Raw genomic sequence first — 17,364 nt, 5'->3', positions numbered from 1 at the left:
CATGCGGAAGCGCCGCGTCGCGGCCGCAACCGCGTGCATCCTGGCATGGCTGGCGGCCGGTTCCGCGCTGGGGCAGGGCGCCGACGCTCCCACTCCCGCGCCGGCTCCCCCCTCCGCTCCCGCTCAGCCTGCGCCCGCTCAGACCCCGCCCGCCGAGGCGAAGCCCCTCGAAGCCGAGGCGGCGGCGCCCGATCCCAAGCTGGACGCGGCCTATGGCGCGTATCAGCGCGGCCTGTTCCTGACGGCGTTCCGCGAGGCGACGAAGCGCATCGCCGACGACCCGAACGACGCCGCCGCGATGACGCTGCTGGGCGAACTCTACGGCACCGGGCTCGGCGTCGCGCAGGACTGGGCCAAGGCGGCCGAGTGGTATCGCCTGGCCGCGACGCGGGGCGACCCTCAGGCGGCTTTCGCCCTGGCCATGCTGAAGCTCGACGGCAAGGGCGTCGCCCGCGACCCCGCCGAGGCGCGCAAGCTCCTGGAGAGCGCCGCCGACGCCACGCCGGGCGCCGCCTACAACCTCGCTCTGCTGCTGCTGCGCGAGAACAAGGCGGAGACCGACCGCAGGGCCGCAGCGCTGTTCCGCGAAGCGGCCGACGGCGGCGACGCCGACGCCGAATATGCGCTGGCGGTGGTGCTGCGGGACGGCCGCGGGGTCGACCGCAACGTCGCCCAGGCGGCGCTGTGGATGGGCCGCGCGGCGCGCGACCGCAACATCTCCGCCCAGGTCGAATACGCCATCATGCTGTTCAACGGCGACGGCGTCCGCAAGGACGAGGCCGCCGGCGCGAGGATGTTCCGCAGCGCCGCCGAACTCGGCAACCCGGTGGCGCAGAACAGGCTGGCGCGCATCTATGCGGCAGGACGCGGCGTCCCGCGCGACGTCGTCCAGGCGTCCAAGTGGCACACGATCGCGACCGAGCAGGGCATCAAGGATCCGTGGCTCGACGACGCCCTCAAGGGCATGACGGCGAACGAGAAGCAGGCCGCCGCCGAGGCGGTCCGCAAGTGGCTCGGCGACTGACGCGCGCGCCCGGCGCGCCGGCCGCGCCCCGGGTTCCTGCTTGACCTGACTGGCGTCCTCGTGCTCTTGGGCGCGTTCCCCGTTCAGGAAAGACCACCATGGCCCGTATCAGCGGCAACGACATTCGTCCCGGCATGGCCATCTCGCATGACGGCGGCCTGTGGGTGGCGGTGAAGACCGAGCGGGTGAAGCCCGGCAAGGGCCCGGCCTACAACCAGGTCGAACTGAAGAACCTGATCGACGGCCGCAAGCTCAACAACCGCTTCGGCACCGACGACCGGGTGGAGGAGACGGAGCTCGAATATCGCGAGTTCCAGTTCCTCTACAAGGAAGCCGACAAGCTCATCTTCATGAACAACGAGACCTTCGAGCAGATCGAGCTCTCCGAGGAGTTCGTCGGCGAGCGCGCCGCTTTCCTGCAGGACGGCATGACGGTGACCCTGCGCCTGCACCAGGAGACGCCCATCAGCGTGCGGCTGCCGGACCAGGTCGTGCTGACCATCACGGAAGCAGACCCGGTGCTCAAGAACCAGACGGCCGCGTCGTCCTACAAGCCCGCCCGCCTCGAGAACGGCCTGCGCATCCTGGTGCCGCCCTTCATCGGCTCGGGCGAGAAGGTCGTGGTCGACACCACCGAAATCACCTATGTGCGCCGGGCCGACTGAGGCCCGACCGCCGCGCCAGCCCCCGCCCGACCGAGCCAGAGACACGCCATGATCCGTTCCGCCCTGATGACCGTGATGGTCGACGCCGTCATGAAGGCCGCCAAGGGACTGCGCCGCGACTTCGGCGAGGTCGAGAACCTGCAGGTGTCGCGCAAGGGGCCGGGCGACTTCGTGTCCATCGCGGACCATCGCGCCGAGAAGGTCCTGCGCGAGTCGCTGGAGAAGTCGCGGCCCGATTTCGGCTTCGTCATGGAGGAGAGCGGCGAGGTCGTCGGCAAGGACAAGTCGCACCGCTGGCACATCGACCCGCTCGACGGCACGACCAACTTCCTGCACGGCATCCCGCATTTCTGCATCTCGGTCGGGCTGGAGCGGGACGGGATCCCGGTCGCCGGCGTCGTCTATGACGTCATCAAGGACGAGCTTTTCATCGCCGAGCGCGGCAAGGGCGCGTTCCTCAACAACAAGCGCATGCGCGTGGCTGGTCGCGGCGACCACCACGACGCGGTGTTCGCGACCGGCATCCCGACGCTGGGCCGGCGCGACCATCCGGGCTACCTGAAGCAGCTTTCGCGCGTGATGCTGAAGACCAGCGGCGTGCGCCGCATGGGCGCGGCCGCGCTCGACCTCGCCTGGGTGGCGGCCGGCCGCTTCGACGGCTACTGGGAACAGGGGCTGAACTCCTGGGACCTGATGGCGGGCGCGCTGCTGGTGCGCGAATCGGGCGGCTACGTCTCCGACGCCTTCGGCAAGGACGACCTGATCGGCGCCGACACGCTGGTGGCCGGCAACGAGGACATGCATCGGGCGCTGCTCGGCATCCTCAAAGAGGCCCGCGGGGCCGCCGAATAGGCTTGGCCGCGCCGTCGAGCGTGAGGTTTCTCGCGATCCACGGCGCTTCGGCTTGATTGACGCGGTCGGGACGGCCAACATGCCGCTTCCACCGCGAGGCCCCATGGCGATTCCGCTCGAGATCCAGCGTTTGTCCTCCCCGCGCCGGCACCTGCTGCGGATGGCGGTGTTCCTGATCCTCGCCGGCTTCGTGGCGCTGATCCTCTACAAGGCGATCTGGGCCGCGTTTCTGGCCAATCCCGGCCTCAACGCCCTCATTATCGGCGTGCTGTTCATCGGCGTCATCCTGGCGTTCCGCCAGGTGATCCGGCTGTTCCGCGAGATCCGCTGGGTCAACGCGGTGCGCGCGCCCAATCTCGACAACCGCAATGTCGAGCCTCCCGTGCTGCTGGCCCCCATGGCGACGATCCTGCTCAGCCGGCAGGGGCCGAGCGCCGGGACCATGACGGTGACGCCCGCCATGCTGCGGTCGCTGCTGGATTCGGTCGGCATGCGGCTCGACGAGTCGCGCGACATCGGGCGCTACCTCACGGGGCTGCTGGTGTTCCTCGGCCTGCTCGGCACCTTCTGGGGCCTTCTGGAGACGGTGGGCTCGGTCGGGCGCGTCATCCAGAGCATGAAGAGCGGGGCTGACGCAGCCCTGATGTTCGAGGACCTCAAGAGCGGGCTCGCCGCGCCGCTGTCGGGCATGGGCATCTCCTTCTCGTCCTCGCTGTTCGGCCTCGCCGGCTCGCTGGTGCTGGGCTTTCTCGACCTGCAGGCCGCGCAGGCGCAGAACCGATTCTACAACGAGGTGGAGGACTGGCTCTCCACGGCGGTGGCCGAGCCGGCGCCCGAGAGCCTGCCGATGATCGGGACCGGCAACACCACGGATGTGCGCGCCGCGCTGGACCGGCTGTCCTTCGCCGTGCAGGAGGCCACCGGCAGCCGCGGCACCACGGCGGCGCTCGCCAATCTGGCGGAGGGCATCCAGGCCCTCGTCCATCACATGCGCTCCGAGCAGCAGCTGATCCGCGACTGGGTCGAGTCGCAGGCCGGCCGCGACGCGGAGATGAAGAAGCTCCTGGAGCGCCTCGCCGCGGAGGATGTCCGCCGATGAGCCTCGTCCGCACCCGGCGCAGCCAGCGCGGGATCGACTACTGGCCGGGCTTCGTCGACGCCTTGTCGACGCTGGTCCTCGCCATCGTGTTCCTGCTCTCGGTGTTCGTGCTGGCGCAGTTCTTCCTGAGCCAGCAGGTCACCGACAAGGACCAGGCGCTGACGCGGCTCACCCGGCAGATCTCGGAGCTGACGAACCTGCTGGCGCTGGAGCGGGTCGGCCGCAAATCGGCCGAGGACAACATCACGCTGCTCACCGACACGCTGAAGGCCACCGAGGCCGAGCGGGGCCGGCTCCAGTCGGCCGTCGAGGCCGGGTCGGCCAGCACGGCGGCGGCCGGGGGGCAGGCGGCCGCGCTCGGCAAGGATCTCGACGCGCAGCGCCAGCTCGCCGCCCGCGCCCTGAGCCAGGTCGAGGTGCTGAACCAGCAGATCGCCGCGATGCGGCGCCAGCTGGCCGCGCTCGAGGAGGCGCTGAACGCCTCCGAATCGCGCGACAAGGAGAGCCAGGCCCGCATCGCCGATCTCGGGTCGCGCCTGAACGTCGCGCTCGCCCAGAAGGTGCAGGAGCTGAACCGCTATCGGTCCGACTTCTTCGGCCGCCTGCGGCAGGTGCTGGGAAACCGGCCGGACGTCCGCGTCGTCGGCGACCGCTTCGTCTTCCAGTCCGAGGTGTTCTTCGATCCCGGCGCGGCGGGGGTCAACCCGGCCGGGACGGCGGAGCTCGACAAGCTCGCCGCCGCCCTGGTCACCCTGGACCGCGAGATCCCTGGCGACATCTCCTGGATCATGCGCGTCGACGGACACACCGACAAGCGGCCGCTCTCCGGGGCCGGCGTCTACAAGAGCAACTGGGACCTCTCGGCCGCCCGCGCCATCGCGGTCGTGCAATATCTGGCGTCCAAGGGCGTGCCGCCGCAGCGGCTGGCGGCCACCGGATTCGGCGAGTTCCAGCCGCTCGAGCTGGGCGACACGGAGGAGGCGTATAAGCGCAACCGCCGCATCGAGCTGAAGCTCACCGAGCGCTAGACGATGCGCATCCGCCCCATGCAGGACTCGGACATGCCGGCGATGGTCGATCTGTGGGTCGAGAGCTGGCGCGACGCGATGCCCCAGATCGACTTCGAGGCGCGGCGCGGCTGGTTCGCCGAGCGCATCGGCGGCCTGCGGTCGGAGGGCGTCAGCGTGTTCGTCGCCGAGGACGACGACGGCCTGGCCGGGTTCGTCACCATCGACGAGCGTTCCGGCCATCTCGACCAGCTCGCCGCGGCCCGCCGGAACTGGGGCCGGGGCGTCGGCGTCGCGCTCTTGGACCACGCGAAGGCGTCATCCCCGTCCGGCGTGCGCCTGGAGGTCAACGCCGGCAATGCGCGGGCGGTCCGCTTCTACGAGCGCGAAGGCTTCGTGCGGACCGGGGAGGGCGTCAGCGCCGCATCGGGGCTGCCGCTCCACCATTACGCCTGGGCGCCCTGACGCAGCTACTCGGCGGCGCGGTCGGCCAGCGCCGCGGCGCCCGCCTCGAACTGGAGCCGCGCCAGCCGGCTGTAGAGCCCCTTGCGGTTGACCAGATCGGCGTGGGTCCCTTCCTCGACGATCCGCCCCTGGTCCATGACCAGGATCCTGTCGGCCTTCAGGATGGTGGCGAGGCGGTGGGCGACCACGATGGTGGTGCGGCCCTCCATCAACCGGTCGAGCGCGTCCTGGACGAGCGTCTCGCTCTCGGCGTCGAGCGCGGAGGTCGCCTCGTCGAGCAGCAGGATCGGGCTGTCGCGCAGCACGGCGCGGGCGATGGCGATGCGCTGGCGCTGGCCGCCCGACAGCGTGACGCCGCGCTCGCCGACGCGTGTGTCGTAGCCCTGGGGAAGCGCCTCGATGAAGCGGTCGGCGGCGGCCAGCCGCGCCGCCTCGCGCATCTGGGCGTCGGTGGCGTCCGGGCGGCCATATCGCAGGTTCTCGGCGATGGTCGCCCCGAACACGACGGGATCCTGCGCCACCAGCGCGATGCGCCGGCGCAGCGCCTCCGGGTCGGCCTCGGTCAGCGGCACGCCGTCGACCAGCACACGGCCGCCCTGCGGATCGTAGAAGCGCAGGATGAGCTGGACGATGGTGCTCTTGCCCGCGCCCGACGGGCCGACCAGAGCGACGCGCTCGCCCGGCGCCACCGAGAATGTCAGGTCCGACACGACCGGATGGTCGTCGCGGCTCGGATAGGCGAAGCGCACATGCTCGAAGGCCACGGAGCCGACCGCCGGCTGCGGCAGCGGCGTCGGATTCGCGGGGGCCTTGATGCGCGGCTCGACTGACAGGATCTCGGCGATTCGGCCCGCCGCGCCGGCCGCGGCGCTGACTTCGCTCCAGACCTGGGAGAGCTCGCCCAGCGCTCCCGCGCCGAACACGGCGTAAAGCACGAATTGCGAGAGCCTTCCGCCAGTGAGCCGGCCGGTGAGGACGTCCTGCGCGCCGTACCACAGCACGGCCACGACGCTGGCGAAGATCAGGAAGATCGCCACCGCGGTCAGGATCGAGCGCGACAGCGTCGCCGTGCGGGCGGCGTGGAAGGCGTCCTCGGCGGCCTGGGAGAAGCGCGCCAGGGTCGCGCCCTCCGCCGTGAAGGCCTGCATGATGCGGGTCGCCCCGATGGCCTCGGTGGCGTAGGCCGAGGCGTCCGCCAGCCGGTCCTGCGCCAGGCGCGAGCGCTGGCGCACGGAGCGCCCGGACGCCACGAGCGGCAGCACGATGACCGGGATGGCGAGGAGCACGAGCCCGGACAGGCGGGGGCTGGTCACCACCATCATGATCACCGCGCCGACGAACAGCACCAGGTTGCGCAGCGCCACGGAGGCGCTCGCCCCGAAGGCGGACTTGATCTGCGTGGTGTCGGCCGTCAGCCGCGAGACGATCTCGCCCGACTTGACGGTGTCGTAGAAGCCCGCGTCGAGCCGCGTCAGATGGGCGAAGACCGCGTTGCGGATATCCGTCATGACGCGCTCGCCCAGCGTCATCACGAGGTAGTAACGCGCGGCGCTCGCCACTGCGAGAACGCCGACCACCAGGATCATCACCGAGAAGTAGCGGTCGATGATGTCGGCGCCCTCGGGCGAGAAGCCGAGGTCCACCATACGGCGCACCGCCACCGGAATCGCCAGCGTCGCCATGGAGGCCAGCACCAGCGCCGCGATGGCGGCGGCGATGCGGCCCTTGTAGCGCAGCCCGTAGGGCAGCAGGGGGCGCAGCGCGCTCAGGGGAGCGCGGTCGCGCCGCTTGCCTTGCGTGGCCGCGTCGGCGGCCGGGAGCCCGGGCGCTGTGGGCTGGGTGGCGTCGGTCATTGGTTCGCCGTTCATGTCCGCCGGTTCATCCACTTGCTGAGACGCTTGCGCGTGCTTGTGTCGGGCGCCTGCCTGCGCTATAGGGGCGCAACCTCATTCCAGGCTCCTATAGACGATATCGGGCCGCTGCGGCGACCCTGCGAGGACAATCTCATGAAGCCCGATCTGCACCCCGACTACCACACCATCAAGGTCGTGATGACCGATGGCACGGAATTCTTCACGCGCTCGACCTGGGGCAAGGAGAACGACGTGATGCAGCTGGACATCGACTCCAAGTCGCATCCGGCCTGGACCGGCGGCCAGCAGCAGCTCATGGACCGTGGCGGACGCCTGTCGCGCTTCAACAACAAGTTCGGCGGCTTCGGCCTCGGCAAGAAGTAATCGGGCGACCCTCTCGTCCTCAACGAAAAACCCCCGGTTCGGCCGGGGGTTTTTTGCGTCTGGATGTCCGTGTCGACGAGCGCCCCGGCCGGCGCCGCGTCCCTCAGGAGCGGAAGGCCGACTGGAGCAGGCGCTGCTGCATGGCCACCGGGTTCGGGGCCAGGGGCGCGTCGTCGAACTTGCCTTCCATCAGCCGGTCAAGATGCAGGATCCGGCCCTGCAGGCGCAGCGAGCTGCCGATCAGGACGCGCAGCTGAGCGGGGAGCGCCTCCATGGCCTCGGGGCTCGACGCGCCATTCTGGCTCGACAGGCGAACCTTCTCCTTCTGGCGCTGGGCGTCGACCGAGCTGAGCTCGCCCTCGGCGACGGCGCGCTGCAGCAGGAGCCACGACGCGAGCTGCATCAGCCGCGTGGTCAGCCGCATGCTCTCGCTGGCGTAGGCCAGCGCCGCCAGCCGGGGCAGGTCCTTGGATTCCTCGCGGCCCTCGCCGTCCAGATAGGCGGCGGTCGCCTCCACCAGCGACATGCCTTCGCGGAACAATGTCCGGAACGCGTCCGAGCCGACGAAGCTTTGGGCGAAGGACACGGGCCTCGGAACGGAGGCCTGCGGCTGGACGTCGTTCATCATGATACTCTCCCGCTCAAACACGGCGCGCGGCTCACAAACCTGACCGGGGAACGATCCCGGATCGAGAACCGGCTGCCTTCACGGCGGTACTCAGCAAACATACTGCCACACCCGAGCCGGAAGCCAATTTAACGTTGCGTTAACCCTAACGCTGTGGACATCACGATAACGCTACGCTTGCGTCGGAGATCCCTCACGTTTGCGCTTGACGGTGGAAAACAAAAAAAAGCCGCCCGGAGGCGGCTTTGCGAAGTGGGTAAACAGGGAGGCGTCAAACAGAGTGGACAGGAGCCACTCGACATCCAGAGGGAATCTGGATGGCCGATTCATAGTCCCGAAAGCTTAATGGCCGGTTAACCTCGTCCGCGGCCTTCGTGGGACGTGTTTCGAAAAGGGTCAGTCCGGCGCGGCCGTCCCGGAACGCCACAGCGCTACCGGAAGAACGCGTCGGCGGCGTCGCGGGACGCCCGCTTGGCGTTCCTGACCTCTTCGATCCGGGCGATCTCGGCCCTGAGCTGCTCGACGCGCTCGTCCAGCTCGTCGAGGGAGAGCGCGGCGAGGTCCTGGCCGAGCGCGTGCAGCGTCGGCTTGCGCTGGGGAAGGTCGTCTGCGAAGGGATCAGCCATGGCGTCGCTCCATCGTCCATCGCGGCGCGGACACGATACGCAAGGCCGGCCCCGCCGCAAGGGGCGGCCGCAGACCGGGAGATCCTGATGAACGAGACTGGCTCGAGCGCAACGCCGCAGACCATGACGGCGATCGGCGTCAAGGCCCCGGGCGGACCCGAGGCGCTGGTTCCCGAAACCCGGCCGACGCCGCGCCCGGCCGCCGGCGAGATCCTCGTCAAGGTCGCGGCGGCCGGCGTCAACCGCCCGGACGTGATGCAGCGCAAGGGGCTCTATCCGCCGCCGCCCGGCGCGTCCGACATCCCGGGGTTGGAGATCGCCGGCGAGGTCATCGCCCTGGGCGAGGGCGTGACGCGCCACGCTCTGGGCGACCGGGTTTGCGCCCTGGTGGCCGGCGGCGGCTACGCCGAATACTGCGTCGTGCATGAGACCAACGCGCTGCGCGCGCCCGACGGCGCCTCCATGATCGAGGCCGCCGCCATCCCGGAAACGTTCTTCACGGTGTGGACCAACGTGTTCGAGCGCGGGCGGCTGCAGCCCGGCGAGAGCTTCATGGTGCATGGCGGCACGTCCGGCATCGGCACCACGGCCATCATGCTGGCCAAGGCGTTCGGGTCGCGCGTCTTCGCCACCGCCGGGTCCGACGAGAAGTGCGACGCCTGCCGCAAGCTCGGGGCGGACGTGGCGATCAACTACCGCACGCAGGACTTCGTCGCCGAGGTGAAGGCCGCGACCGACAAGAAGGGCGTCGACGTCATCCTCGACATGGTCGGAGGCGACTATATCGGCCGCAACTACGAGGCCGCCGCGGTCGAAGGGCGGATCGTGCAGATCGCCTTCCAGGGCAAGTCGGAGGCGACGGTCGACTTCAGGCGCATCATGCTGAAGCGGCTGACCCATACGGGCTCGACGCTGCGCAGCCGCAGCCCGGCCGAGAAGGCCGCGATCGCCGACCAGCTCGTGGCCAGGGTCTGGCCCCTGATCGCGGCCGGGACGGTGAAGCCGGTGATCCACGCCACCTTCCCGTTCCGGGAGGCCGCGAAGGCGCACGCCCTGATGGAGTCCAGCCAGCATATCGGCAAGATCGTGCTCACCGTGGCGTGACCGCAGGGGTGAAAACGGCGCGCGGCGCAATTGCGTCCGCGCCGGCGGCGGACTATATAGGCGCCATCCCCGTTCAGTCCTGTTGGCATCCGGGGCTCCGACCGAAAGGTTCGGCCGGAGCACGCGAGGCTTGTGCCTGCGCAAGGGTGGCCCAACGGGACGAAGCGAGGCGACGAATTCGCCCGGAGCCATCCGGGCGCGGATGAGCGGCGCCGCAAGAAGAAGGAGCGCGATCATGAGCACTGGACCGCTGATGCCGAAGGCGACGGCCGTCTGGCTCGTCGACAACACATCGCTGTCGTTCGAGCAGATCGCCGACTTCTGCAAGCTGCATCCCCTCGAGGTGAAGGGCATCGCCGACGGCGAGGTCGCGGCCGGGATCAAGGGCCTCGACCCGATGGTGGCGGGGCAATTGACCCGCGAGGAGATCGAGAAGGCCGAGAAGGACCGCAACTACCGCATGAAGCTGGCGGTCTCCAGCGTCCGAATTCCCGAGCAGAAGCGCAAGAAGGGGCCGCGCTACACGCCCCTGTCGCGCCGCCAGGACCGGCCCAACGCCATCCTGTGGCTGCTGCGCAATCACCCCGAGCTGAAGGACGCGCAGATCATGCGCCTCGTCGGCACGACCAAGACGACGATCCAGCAGATCCGCGACAGGACCCACTGGAACGCCGCGACCCTGACCCCGCTCGACCCGGTGACGCTGGGCCTCGCCTCGCAGATCGACCTCGACTTCGAGGTCGCCCGCGCCGCCAAGGATCGGCCCGCGCAGGTCGAGGAGAGCGGCCAGACGCTGCTGCCCGCCGAGATCACGACCGCCAAGGAGCCCGTCTCGGTTCCGTTCGCGTCGCTGAACGCGCCCAAGGAGCAGGAAGAGAAGATCGATCCCGATTCCGTCTTCGCGAAGCTCAAGACTCTCAAGGGCCGCCGCGACGAGGACGACGAGGACTAGGCTTTCTCGCCGCGGGCGCGCCCTTGCGAGTGTCGCCCTTCCGACACAGCTTCGATCAATGGCCGGGCTCAGCCCGGCCATTCGCATTTCAGGCCCCATTTCGCCGCAAAGCGGCGTTGTGAAGCTCAAGCGGGCCGCGTTGCTTTGATTCGCCGCGCATCCTCTCGGGCCGGCTCCCGCCGGTTCACCCTCCGTTAACCATGCGGGCAATCGCTCGAATGCAACACTTCCCCGAAAGCCTTCGGCAAGGTTGACGGAACCTTCGCTTAACCACCCCGGCGTAAGCGTCGAAGCAATCGGACATCACAAGGAGCGATATCATGACGGGTGCAATAGCGGTCGCGAAGGCGGCGAAGCTCGGGATCGTGCTCGCAGCGGCGCTGACCCTGGCGGCCTGTTCGTCCAACAAGGCCGCGGACGGCGCCGATGCGCTGGGCGGAGCCGGCGCCGGCCGGTTCGGCGCGGGCGGGGCCGGCGCTCCTGGTTCGGCGCAGGACTTCATCGTCAATGTCGGCGACCGCGTCTTCTTCGAGACGGACTCCACCGACCTGACCCCGACCGCGACCGCGACCCTCGACAAGCAGGCGCAGTGGCTGGGCCAGTATCCGCGCTACGCCATCACCATCGAGGGCCACGCCGACGAGCGCGGCACGCGCGAGTACAACTTCGCCCTCGGCGCCCGGCGCGCCCAGGCGGCCCGCGACTATCTTGTCGCGCGCGGCGTCAACGGGTCGCGGCTGAAGACCATTTCGTTCGGCAAGGAGCGTCCGGTCGCGGTGTGCGACGACATCTCCTGCTGGTCGCAGAACCGTCGCGCCGTCACGGTGCTGGGCGGCGGCGCGGGCTCCTGAGCCTGTCCTCGATCGATGGCGATCCGGCGTCCTTCGGGACGCCGGTTTCGTTTCAGGGCGCCGCCACGCTCAAGCCGGAGAGGCGACACATTTTGGCCCGCCGCCCGTCCCATGCTAGACGGGACCTGGAATGCTCATCCCCGGAAGATCCTCCGTTATGATCCGTCGCTCCGTGTGGGCCTTCTCGGCCCTCGCCCTGGCCGTCCTCGCCGTCCCCGCGAGCGCCCAGGACGCGTCCGAACTCCTGGTGCGAACCAACCGGCTCGAGGGGCAGGTGCGCCAGCTCTCCGGCCAGATCGAGCAGCTCCAGTTCCAGAACAGGCGGCTGGAGGACCAGCTCAAGAAATTCCAGGAGGACGTGGAGTTCCGCTTCCAGGAGCGGGCCGGCCGGCCCGCCGCGTCGGGCGCGACCCCTCCGGCCGCCTCGCCCGGCCCGCCCAAGCCGCAGAAGCGCAGCGACGCCTTCGACCCCTCGGCGCAGCCGGCGGCGCCCGGCTCTCCCCGCGCGCTGGGCGACGTCGCATCAGCCGCCCCCGCCGCCCCGCAAGGCCAGCCCGGCCGGGACCGGCGCATCGCCGACCTGATCGAGGACGATCCCGGCGCCCCGATGGACCTCAACCAGATGAACCGCAGCGCCGGGCTGCCGCAGGGAGCCGTTCCGCCCGCGCAGCAGCACGCGCCGCCCCAGGCCTATCCGCAGGGCATGAACCCGGCCTTCCCGCAGGGCGCCGCGCCCGCCGGAACGCCGCGCGCCGCCGGGACGGGCCAGACCGGCACGACCGTCGCGTCGGCCGGGACGGGTCTCGCCAAGGACGAGTACGACCTCGCCTACGGTCTCGTGCTGCAACGCCAGTACGAGCAGGCCGAGATGGCCTTCAAGCAGTTCCTGCAGGCCCATCCCAAGGACCGCATGGCCGCCAACGCCACCTATTGGCTGGGCGAGACCTATTTCCGCCGCGCGCAGTACCCGGACGCGGTCGAGCAATATTTGAAGGTCTACCGCACCTACAATTCGTCCAAGGTCGCGCCCGACAGCATGCTGAAGCTGGGCCTCTCGCTGCGGGGCATGGGCCAACCCGACCAGGCCTGCGCGACGCTCGCCGAGGTCACCCGCCGCTATCCGGAAGCCTCCGCCGAGGTGCGCGCCAGCGCCGAGCGCGAACTGAAGCGCGGCTCCTGCGCTCCTTGAGCGCCGGCGACGCCGAGCCGATCTCCCCGGGCGAGGCCGAGGGCCTCTTCGCCTGCCTTCTCGATCATCGCGCCGTGCTGCTCGCCGTCTCGGGCGGCGCCGACTCGGTCGCCCTGATGCTGCTGGCCGCCCGCTGGCGCGCCGCGCGTCCCGACGGCCCGGCGCTGTCGGTCGCCACCGTCGACCACGGGCTGCGGCCCGCCTCAGCCGGGGAAGCGGCCCTGGTCGGGAGCTGGGCGCAGGATTTCGGCCTGCCCCATGCGGTCCTGGCCTGGCGGGGCGACAAGCCGCGCACGGGGCTGCAGAGCAAGGCCCGCGAGGCCCGCTATGGGCTCCTCGTCGGCCACGCGGCCGGGATCGGGGCGGACGCCCTCGTGACCGCCCATCACGCCGACGACCAGGCAGAGACGGTGCTGATGCGGCTCCTGCGCGGGAGCGGCGTCGGGGGCTTGGCCGGCATGGCGAAGGCGAGCCGGCGCGGGCCGCTCCTGCATCGGCGGCCGCTGCTCGACATCCCGAGGGCCCGGCTCGCGGCGACGCTCGCCGAGGCCGGGCAGGCCTTCTGCGAGGACCCGTCGAACGCCGACCCACGCTTCGCCCGCACCCGCATCCGCGGCCTGCTGGGCCGCCTCTCCGGAGAGGGGCTCACCCGCGACGGGCTGCTGACGCTAGCCGCGCGGGCGGCGCGAGCCGAGGATGCGTTGTCGCAGGCCTCAGAGGCGGCGTTCTCCCGGCTGGCGCAAACGGCCGGGGAGGGCGTCCGGCTCGGGCCGGGGCTGTTCGACGAGCCTCCCGAGATCCGGCTGAGGGCGCTGCTGCGCGGGATCGACAGCGTGCGCGCAGCGGGGGAGGCCCACATCCGGTTGAAAAGGGCCGAGGATCTCTGCGACGCCCTGGCGCGCGCCGCCGCGCAGCAGCGGGTCCTGCGGGCGACCTGCGCGGGATGCGTCGTCAGCCTCGACCGCCTTGGCGAGGTCACGATCATGGCGGAAAAAGAACGTCGACGGGGGCGAAGCCGTCAAGGTTAGCGGTCGAACGGGCTCGCCACGCGGCGAAGCTCTTGCTAAGAGCCCTCTTCCGCGTACGTGCTTCCGGGACCTTCCCTTGGCAAGGGCGGGCCTCAATCCTACATTAGGCAAACGCAACGCCTCGCGATCGCCCTTGCGGTCCGAGCCTCACCAAGGCGATCGATCGGTAATGAACCCGAACGTGCGCAATTTCGCCCTCTGGGTGATCATCTTCCTGCTCGTGCTCGCGCTTGTGACCCTGTTCCAGAATCCTGGGCAGCGTGGTCAGGCCTACGACATGAGCTACAGCCAGTTCCTCAACGAGGTGGAATCGGGGCGGGTCGCCAGCGCGGTGATCCAGGGTCCGGAGATCCACGGCTCGCTGTCGGACGGGCGCAGCTATCAGACCTACGCGCCGAACGATCCCAACCTGGTGCAGAAGCTCTCCCAGAAGGGCGTGAACTTCTCGGCCAAGCCCCTGGGCGAGAACCTGCCCTGGTTCCTGCAGCTCCTGGTCAGCTGGATGCCGCTGATCGTCTTCATCGCGGCCTGGATCTTCCTCTCCCGGCAGATGCAGGGGGCGAGCGGCAAGGCGATGGGGTTCGGCAAGTCCAAGGCCAAGCTTCTCACCGAGGCCCATGGCAGGGTGACGTTCGAGGACGTCGCCGGCGTCGAGGAAGCCAAGGAGGACCTGCAGGAGATCGTGGAGTTCCTGCGCGACCCGCAGAAGTTCCAGCGGCTCGGCGGGCGCATCCCGCGCGGCGTGCTCCTCGTGGGCCCGCCCGGCACGGGTAAGACCCTGCTGGCGCGCGCCATCGCGGGCGAGGCCAACGTGCCCTTCTTCACCATCTCCGGCTCCGACTTCGTCGAGATGTTCGTGGGCGTCGGCGCCAGCCGCGTGCGCGACATGTTCGAGCAGGCCAAGAAGAACGCGCCCTGCATCATCTTCATCGACGAAATCGACGCCGTGGGCCGCCATCGCGGCGCCGGCCTCGGCGGCGGCAATGACGAGCGCGAGCAGACGCTGAACCAGCTGCTGGTCGAGATGGACGGTTTCGAGGCGAACGAGGGCATCATCCTCATCGCGGCGACCAACCGTCCGGACGTGCTCGATCCCGCGCTGCTGCGTCCCGGCCGCTTCGACCGCCAGATCGTCGTCCCGAACCCGGACGTCATCGGCCGCGAGCGCATCCTGCGCGTCCATGTCCGCAAGGTGCCGCTGGCGCCGGACGTCGACCTCAAGACCGTCGCGCGCGGCACCCCGGGCTTCTCGGGCGCCGACCTGATGAACCTCGTCAACGAGGCGGCCCTGCTGGCGGCGCGCCGCGGCAAGCGCATCGTCACGATGAGCGAGTTCGAGGACGCCAAGGACAAGGTCATGATGGGCGCGGAGCGCCGCACCCTGGTGATGAGCGAAGAGGAGAAGCGCCTCACCGCCTATCATGAAGCCGGCCACGCCATCCTGGCCTTCAACGTCAAGGCGACGGACCCGGTGCACAAGGCGACCATCATCCCGCGCGGTCGCGCCCTCGGCATGGTCATGCAGCTTCCCGAGCGCGACAAGCTCTCGATGAGCTACGAGCAGATGACCTCGCGCCTGGCCATCATGATGGGCGGCCGCGTCGCCGAGGAAATCGTCTTCGGGCACGACAAGGTCACGTCCGGCGCCGCGTCCGACATCGAGCAGGCCACCCGGCTGGCCCGCATGATGGTGACCCGCTGGGGCTTCTCAAGCGAGCTCGGCACCGTCGCTTACGGCGAGAACCAGGACGAGGTGTTCCTCGGCATGTCGGTCTCCCGGCAGCAGAACATCTCCGAGGCGACCGCGCAGAAGATCGACGCGGAGGTCCGCCGTCTGGTCGAGGAAGGCCTCGTGGAGGCCACCCGCGTGCTCACCGAGAAGCGCGAAGACCTGGAGAAGCTCGCCGGCGGCCTCTTGGAATACGAGACCCTGTCGGGCGACGAGATCCGCGACCTTTTGAACGGCAAGCCGCCGGTCCGCGACGTCTCCGACGATCCGCCGAGCCGCTCGGCTCCGGTGGTGCCCTCGGCCGGCAAGGGCCGGCCCCGGCAGGAGCCGGACGCCGGTCTGGAGCCTCAGCCCCAGGCCTGACCTTCCGATCGTCAAAGTTGCAACGCCCGGCCTCTTCGCCGGGCGTTTTGCGTTTGTTGCCGCCCGATCTCGCCTCGGTCTAGACTTTGCGCCGAACTTCGCATCGGACAGGGTCCGACGTGTTCGAGGCTGGGGGCGGGAATGATGGATACGGTTCGTCCGGTGGACGAGATGCTGCCTGCGCCGCGGCTTGCGGCGCTGGGGCTCCAGCACGTGCTGGTCATGTATGCGGGCGCGGTCGCGGTGCCGCTGATCATCGGGCGCGCGCTCAAGCTTCCGCCGGAGCAGGTGGCCTTCCTGATCAGCGCCGACCTGTTCGTCTGCGGCGTCGTCACCCTCATCCAGTCCTTCGGCGCCCCGGGCGTCGGCATCCGGTTGCCCGTCATGATGGGCGTCACCTTCGCGGCCGTGGGCCCGATGGTGGCCATGGCCGGCAACCCGGCGATCGGCCTGCTGGGGATCTACGGCGCCGTCATCGTCGCCGGGGTGGTCGGCGTGCTGCTGGCCCCGTTCATGAGCCGGCTGCTGCCGCTGTTTCCGCCGGTGGTGACGGGCACGATCATCACCGTGATCGGGATCTCGCTGATGCGCATCGGCATCAACTGGGCCGGCGGCGGCCTGCCGACGAGCCCCAGCTTCGGCTCCCCGTTCAATCTGGGCATGGCGCTCTTCGTGCTGCTGGTGATCCTGGCGATCACCAAGTTCGGCCGCGGCTTCGTCGCCAACGTTTCGGTGCTGCTCGGCATCGTGGCCGGCTGCCTAGCGGCGGCCGCCCTGGGCGAGATGAGCTTCTCCAAGGTCGGGGCCGCCCCGTGGTTCGGGCTGGTCCTGCCGTTCCAGTTCGGGCCGCCCACCTTCGATCCGGTGGCCTGCCTGACCATGTCGCTCGTCATGCTGGTCGTCATGATCGAGTCGACGGGCATGTTCCTGGCCGTCGGCGAAATGACGGGGACCAGGATCACGGGCGACGACCTCACCCGGGGGCTGCGCGCCGACGGCGTCGGCACGATCCTGGGCGGCGTTTTCAACACCTTCCCGTACACCTCCTTCTCGCAGAATGTCGGGCTGGTGGGCGTCACCGGCGTGCGCTCGCGCTATGTGGCCGTGGCGGGCGGCCTGATCCTGGTCGTGCTCGGCCTCATTCCCAAGCTGGGCGCTCTGGTGGAGTCGGTCCCGACGGCCGTGCTGGGCGGGGCCGGGATCGTGATGTTCGGCATGGTGGCGGCCACCGGCATCCGCATCCTGGGCGCCGTCGACTTCAAGGCCGGCCGCAACAACCTGTTCGTCGTGGCCATCTCGATCGGCGTCGGAATGATCCCGCTCGTCTCTCCGACGCTTCTCAAGAAGCTGCCCGAGACCCTGCAGCCGTTGCTCGATTCCGGCATCCTGCTGGCCTCGATCGCGGCGGTTCTGCTGAACGCCTTTCTCAACGGGCTGGGCAGCGCCGAGGCATCGGCCGCCGAGCTGAGGCAGGCGGCGACCGCGGCCGACCACGCCTGAGCCGCGCGCCAAAACGCTCCCTTGATCTCGTCCATGCCGCTTCGA

The 17,364-nt window shown here is 69.8% G+C and carries 17 protein-coding genes; 14 read left to right on the top strand and 3 right to left on the bottom strand.

The genetic code is table 11. The annotated features are described in order from the left end of the window. Nucleotide 1: 1 nt before the first annotated feature. From ABEG18_RS19490 to ABEG18_RS19465, 6 genes are all read left to right on the top strand, one after another. Nucleotides 2-1,024: a tetratricopeptide repeat protein gene (locus ABEG18_RS19490; protein ID WP_406854705.1), complete on the top strand. Its 1,023-nt coding sequence runs from the start codon at nucleotides 2-4 to the stop codon at nucleotides 1,022-1,024. Between the two features lie 98 nt (nucleotides 1,025-1,122). After that, nucleotides 1,123-1,689 carry an elongation factor P gene (efp, locus tag ABEG18_RS19485; protein ID WP_406854704.1) on the top strand — a complete coding sequence of 189 codons (567 nt, stop codon included), beginning with the start codon at nucleotides 1,123-1,125 and terminating at the stop codon, nucleotides 1,687-1,689. Nucleotides 1,690-1,737: 48 nt separating this feature from the next. Beyond that, a complete protein-coding gene (locus ABEG18_RS19480; RefSeq protein WP_406854703.1) occupies nucleotides 1,738-2,541 on the top strand; it encodes an inositol monophosphatase family protein in 804 nt (267 codons plus the stop codon). A 103-nt stretch (nucleotides 2,542-2,644) separates the two neighbouring features. Then, nucleotides 2,645-3,640, top strand: coding sequence for a flagellar motor protein MotA (locus ABEG18_RS19475; RefSeq protein WP_406854702.1), 996 nt, complete (start codon nucleotides 2,645-2,647; stop codon nucleotides 3,638-3,640). Next, the gene (locus tag ABEG18_RS19470; protein WP_406854701.1) at nucleotides 3,637-4,668 is read left to right on the top strand and encodes a peptidoglycan -binding protein; all 1,032 of its coding nucleotides are present in this window, start codon (nucleotides 3,637-3,639) and stop codon (nucleotides 4,666-4,668) included. The genes ABEG18_RS19475 and ABEG18_RS19470 overlap by 4 nt, the downstream gene beginning before the upstream one ends. Before the next feature lie 3 nt (nucleotides 4,669-4,671). Next, nucleotides 4,672-5,112 carry an N-acetyltransferase family protein gene (locus tag ABEG18_RS19465; RefSeq protein ID WP_406854700.1) on the top strand — a complete coding sequence of 147 codons (441 nt, stop codon included), beginning with the start codon at nucleotides 4,672-4,674 and terminating at the stop codon, nucleotides 5,110-5,112. Nucleotides 5,113-5,117: 5 nt separating this feature from the next. Here the strand turns inward: ABEG18_RS19465 and ABEG18_RS19460 are convergent, their stop codons facing one another. After that, nucleotides 5,118-6,980, bottom strand: a complete 1,863-nt coding sequence (locus tag ABEG18_RS19460; protein ID WP_406854699.1) for an ABC transporter transmembrane domain-containing protein — start codon at nucleotides 6,978-6,980, stop codon at nucleotides 5,118-5,120. A 138-nt stretch (nucleotides 6,981-7,118) separates the two neighbouring features. Between ABEG18_RS19460 and rpmE the strand changes: the two genes are divergently transcribed. After that, entirely contained in the window at nucleotides 7,119-7,349 is a 231-nt protein-coding gene (gene rpmE / locus ABEG18_RS19455; protein ID WP_406854698.1) for a 50S ribosomal protein L31, read from the top strand. A gap of 103 nt (nucleotides 7,350-7,452) precedes the next feature. Here rpmE and ABEG18_RS19450 read toward each other — a convergent pair whose 3' ends face one another. Both ABEG18_RS19450 and ABEG18_RS19445 read right to left on the bottom strand, forming a co-directional pair. Continuing rightward, nucleotides 7,453-7,977: a DUF1465 family protein gene (locus ABEG18_RS19450; RefSeq protein WP_406854697.1), complete on the bottom strand. Its 525-nt coding sequence runs from the start codon at nucleotides 7,975-7,977 to the stop codon at nucleotides 7,453-7,455. 431 nt (nucleotides 7,978-8,408) lie between these two features. Continuing rightward, a complete protein-coding gene (locus ABEG18_RS19445; protein ID WP_406854696.1) occupies nucleotides 8,409-8,603 on the bottom strand; it encodes a DUF1192 domain-containing protein in 195 nt (64 codons plus the stop codon). 87 nt (nucleotides 8,604-8,690) lie between these two features. Here ABEG18_RS19445 and ABEG18_RS19440 point away from each other — a divergent pair, with 87 nt between their 5' ends. The 7 genes from ABEG18_RS19440 to ABEG18_RS19410 all read left to right on the top strand — a co-directional run bounded on the left by ABEG18_RS19440 (nucleotide 8,691) and on the right by ABEG18_RS19410 (nucleotide 17,319). Continuing rightward, on the top strand, nucleotides 8,691-9,707 hold the full coding sequence (locus ABEG18_RS19440) for an NAD(P)H-quinone oxidoreductase (protein ID WP_406854695.1): 1,017 nt from the start codon (nucleotides 8,691-8,693) through the stop codon (nucleotides 9,705-9,707). 235 nt (nucleotides 9,708-9,942) lie between these two features. Then, a complete protein-coding gene (locus ABEG18_RS19435) occupies nucleotides 9,943-10,659 on the top strand; it encodes a DUF1013 domain-containing protein (RefSeq protein WP_406854694.1) in 717 nt (238 codons plus the stop codon). Nucleotides 10,660-10,979: 320 nt separating this feature from the next. Continuing rightward, nucleotides 10,980-11,510, top strand: a complete 531-nt coding sequence (gene pal / locus ABEG18_RS19430) for a peptidoglycan-associated lipoprotein Pal (protein WP_406854693.1) — start codon at nucleotides 10,980-10,982, stop codon at nucleotides 11,508-11,510. 157 nt (nucleotides 11,511-11,667) lie between these two features. After that, nucleotides 11,668-12,699 carry a tol-pal system protein YbgF gene (ybgF, locus tag ABEG18_RS19425; RefSeq protein ID WP_406854692.1) on the top strand — a complete coding sequence of 344 codons (1,032 nt, stop codon included), beginning with the start codon at nucleotides 11,668-11,670 and terminating at the stop codon, nucleotides 12,697-12,699. Beyond that, nucleotides 12,696-13,727 (top strand): tRNA lysidine(34) synthetase TilS, encoded by a 1,032-nt coding sequence (gene tilS / locus ABEG18_RS19420; RefSeq protein ID WP_406854691.1) that lies wholly within the window; start codon nucleotides 12,696-12,698, stop codon nucleotides 13,725-13,727. The genes ybgF and tilS overlap by 4 nt, the downstream gene beginning before the upstream one ends. A gap of 169 nt (nucleotides 13,728-13,896) precedes the next feature. Continuing rightward, on the top strand, nucleotides 13,897-15,819 hold the full coding sequence (gene ftsH / locus ABEG18_RS19415) for an ATP-dependent zinc metalloprotease FtsH (protein ID WP_406854690.1): 1,923 nt from the start codon (nucleotides 13,897-13,899) through the stop codon (nucleotides 15,817-15,819). A 141-nt stretch (nucleotides 15,820-15,960) separates the two neighbouring features. Then, on the top strand, nucleotides 15,961-17,319 hold the full coding sequence (locus ABEG18_RS19410) for a nucleobase:cation symporter-2 family protein (protein WP_406854689.1): 1,359 nt from the start codon (nucleotides 15,961-15,963) through the stop codon (nucleotides 17,317-17,319). The last annotated feature ends 45 nt before the right edge of the window (nucleotides 17,320-17,364 follow it).

Origin of the sequence: Alsobacter sp. KACC 23698 (assembly GCF_045348435.1) — a bacterium.
GTDB lineage: Bacteria > Pseudomonadota > Alphaproteobacteria > Rhizobiales > Beijerinckiaceae > Alsobacter.
This window is presented reverse-complemented; position numbering and strand designations above follow the sequence as displayed.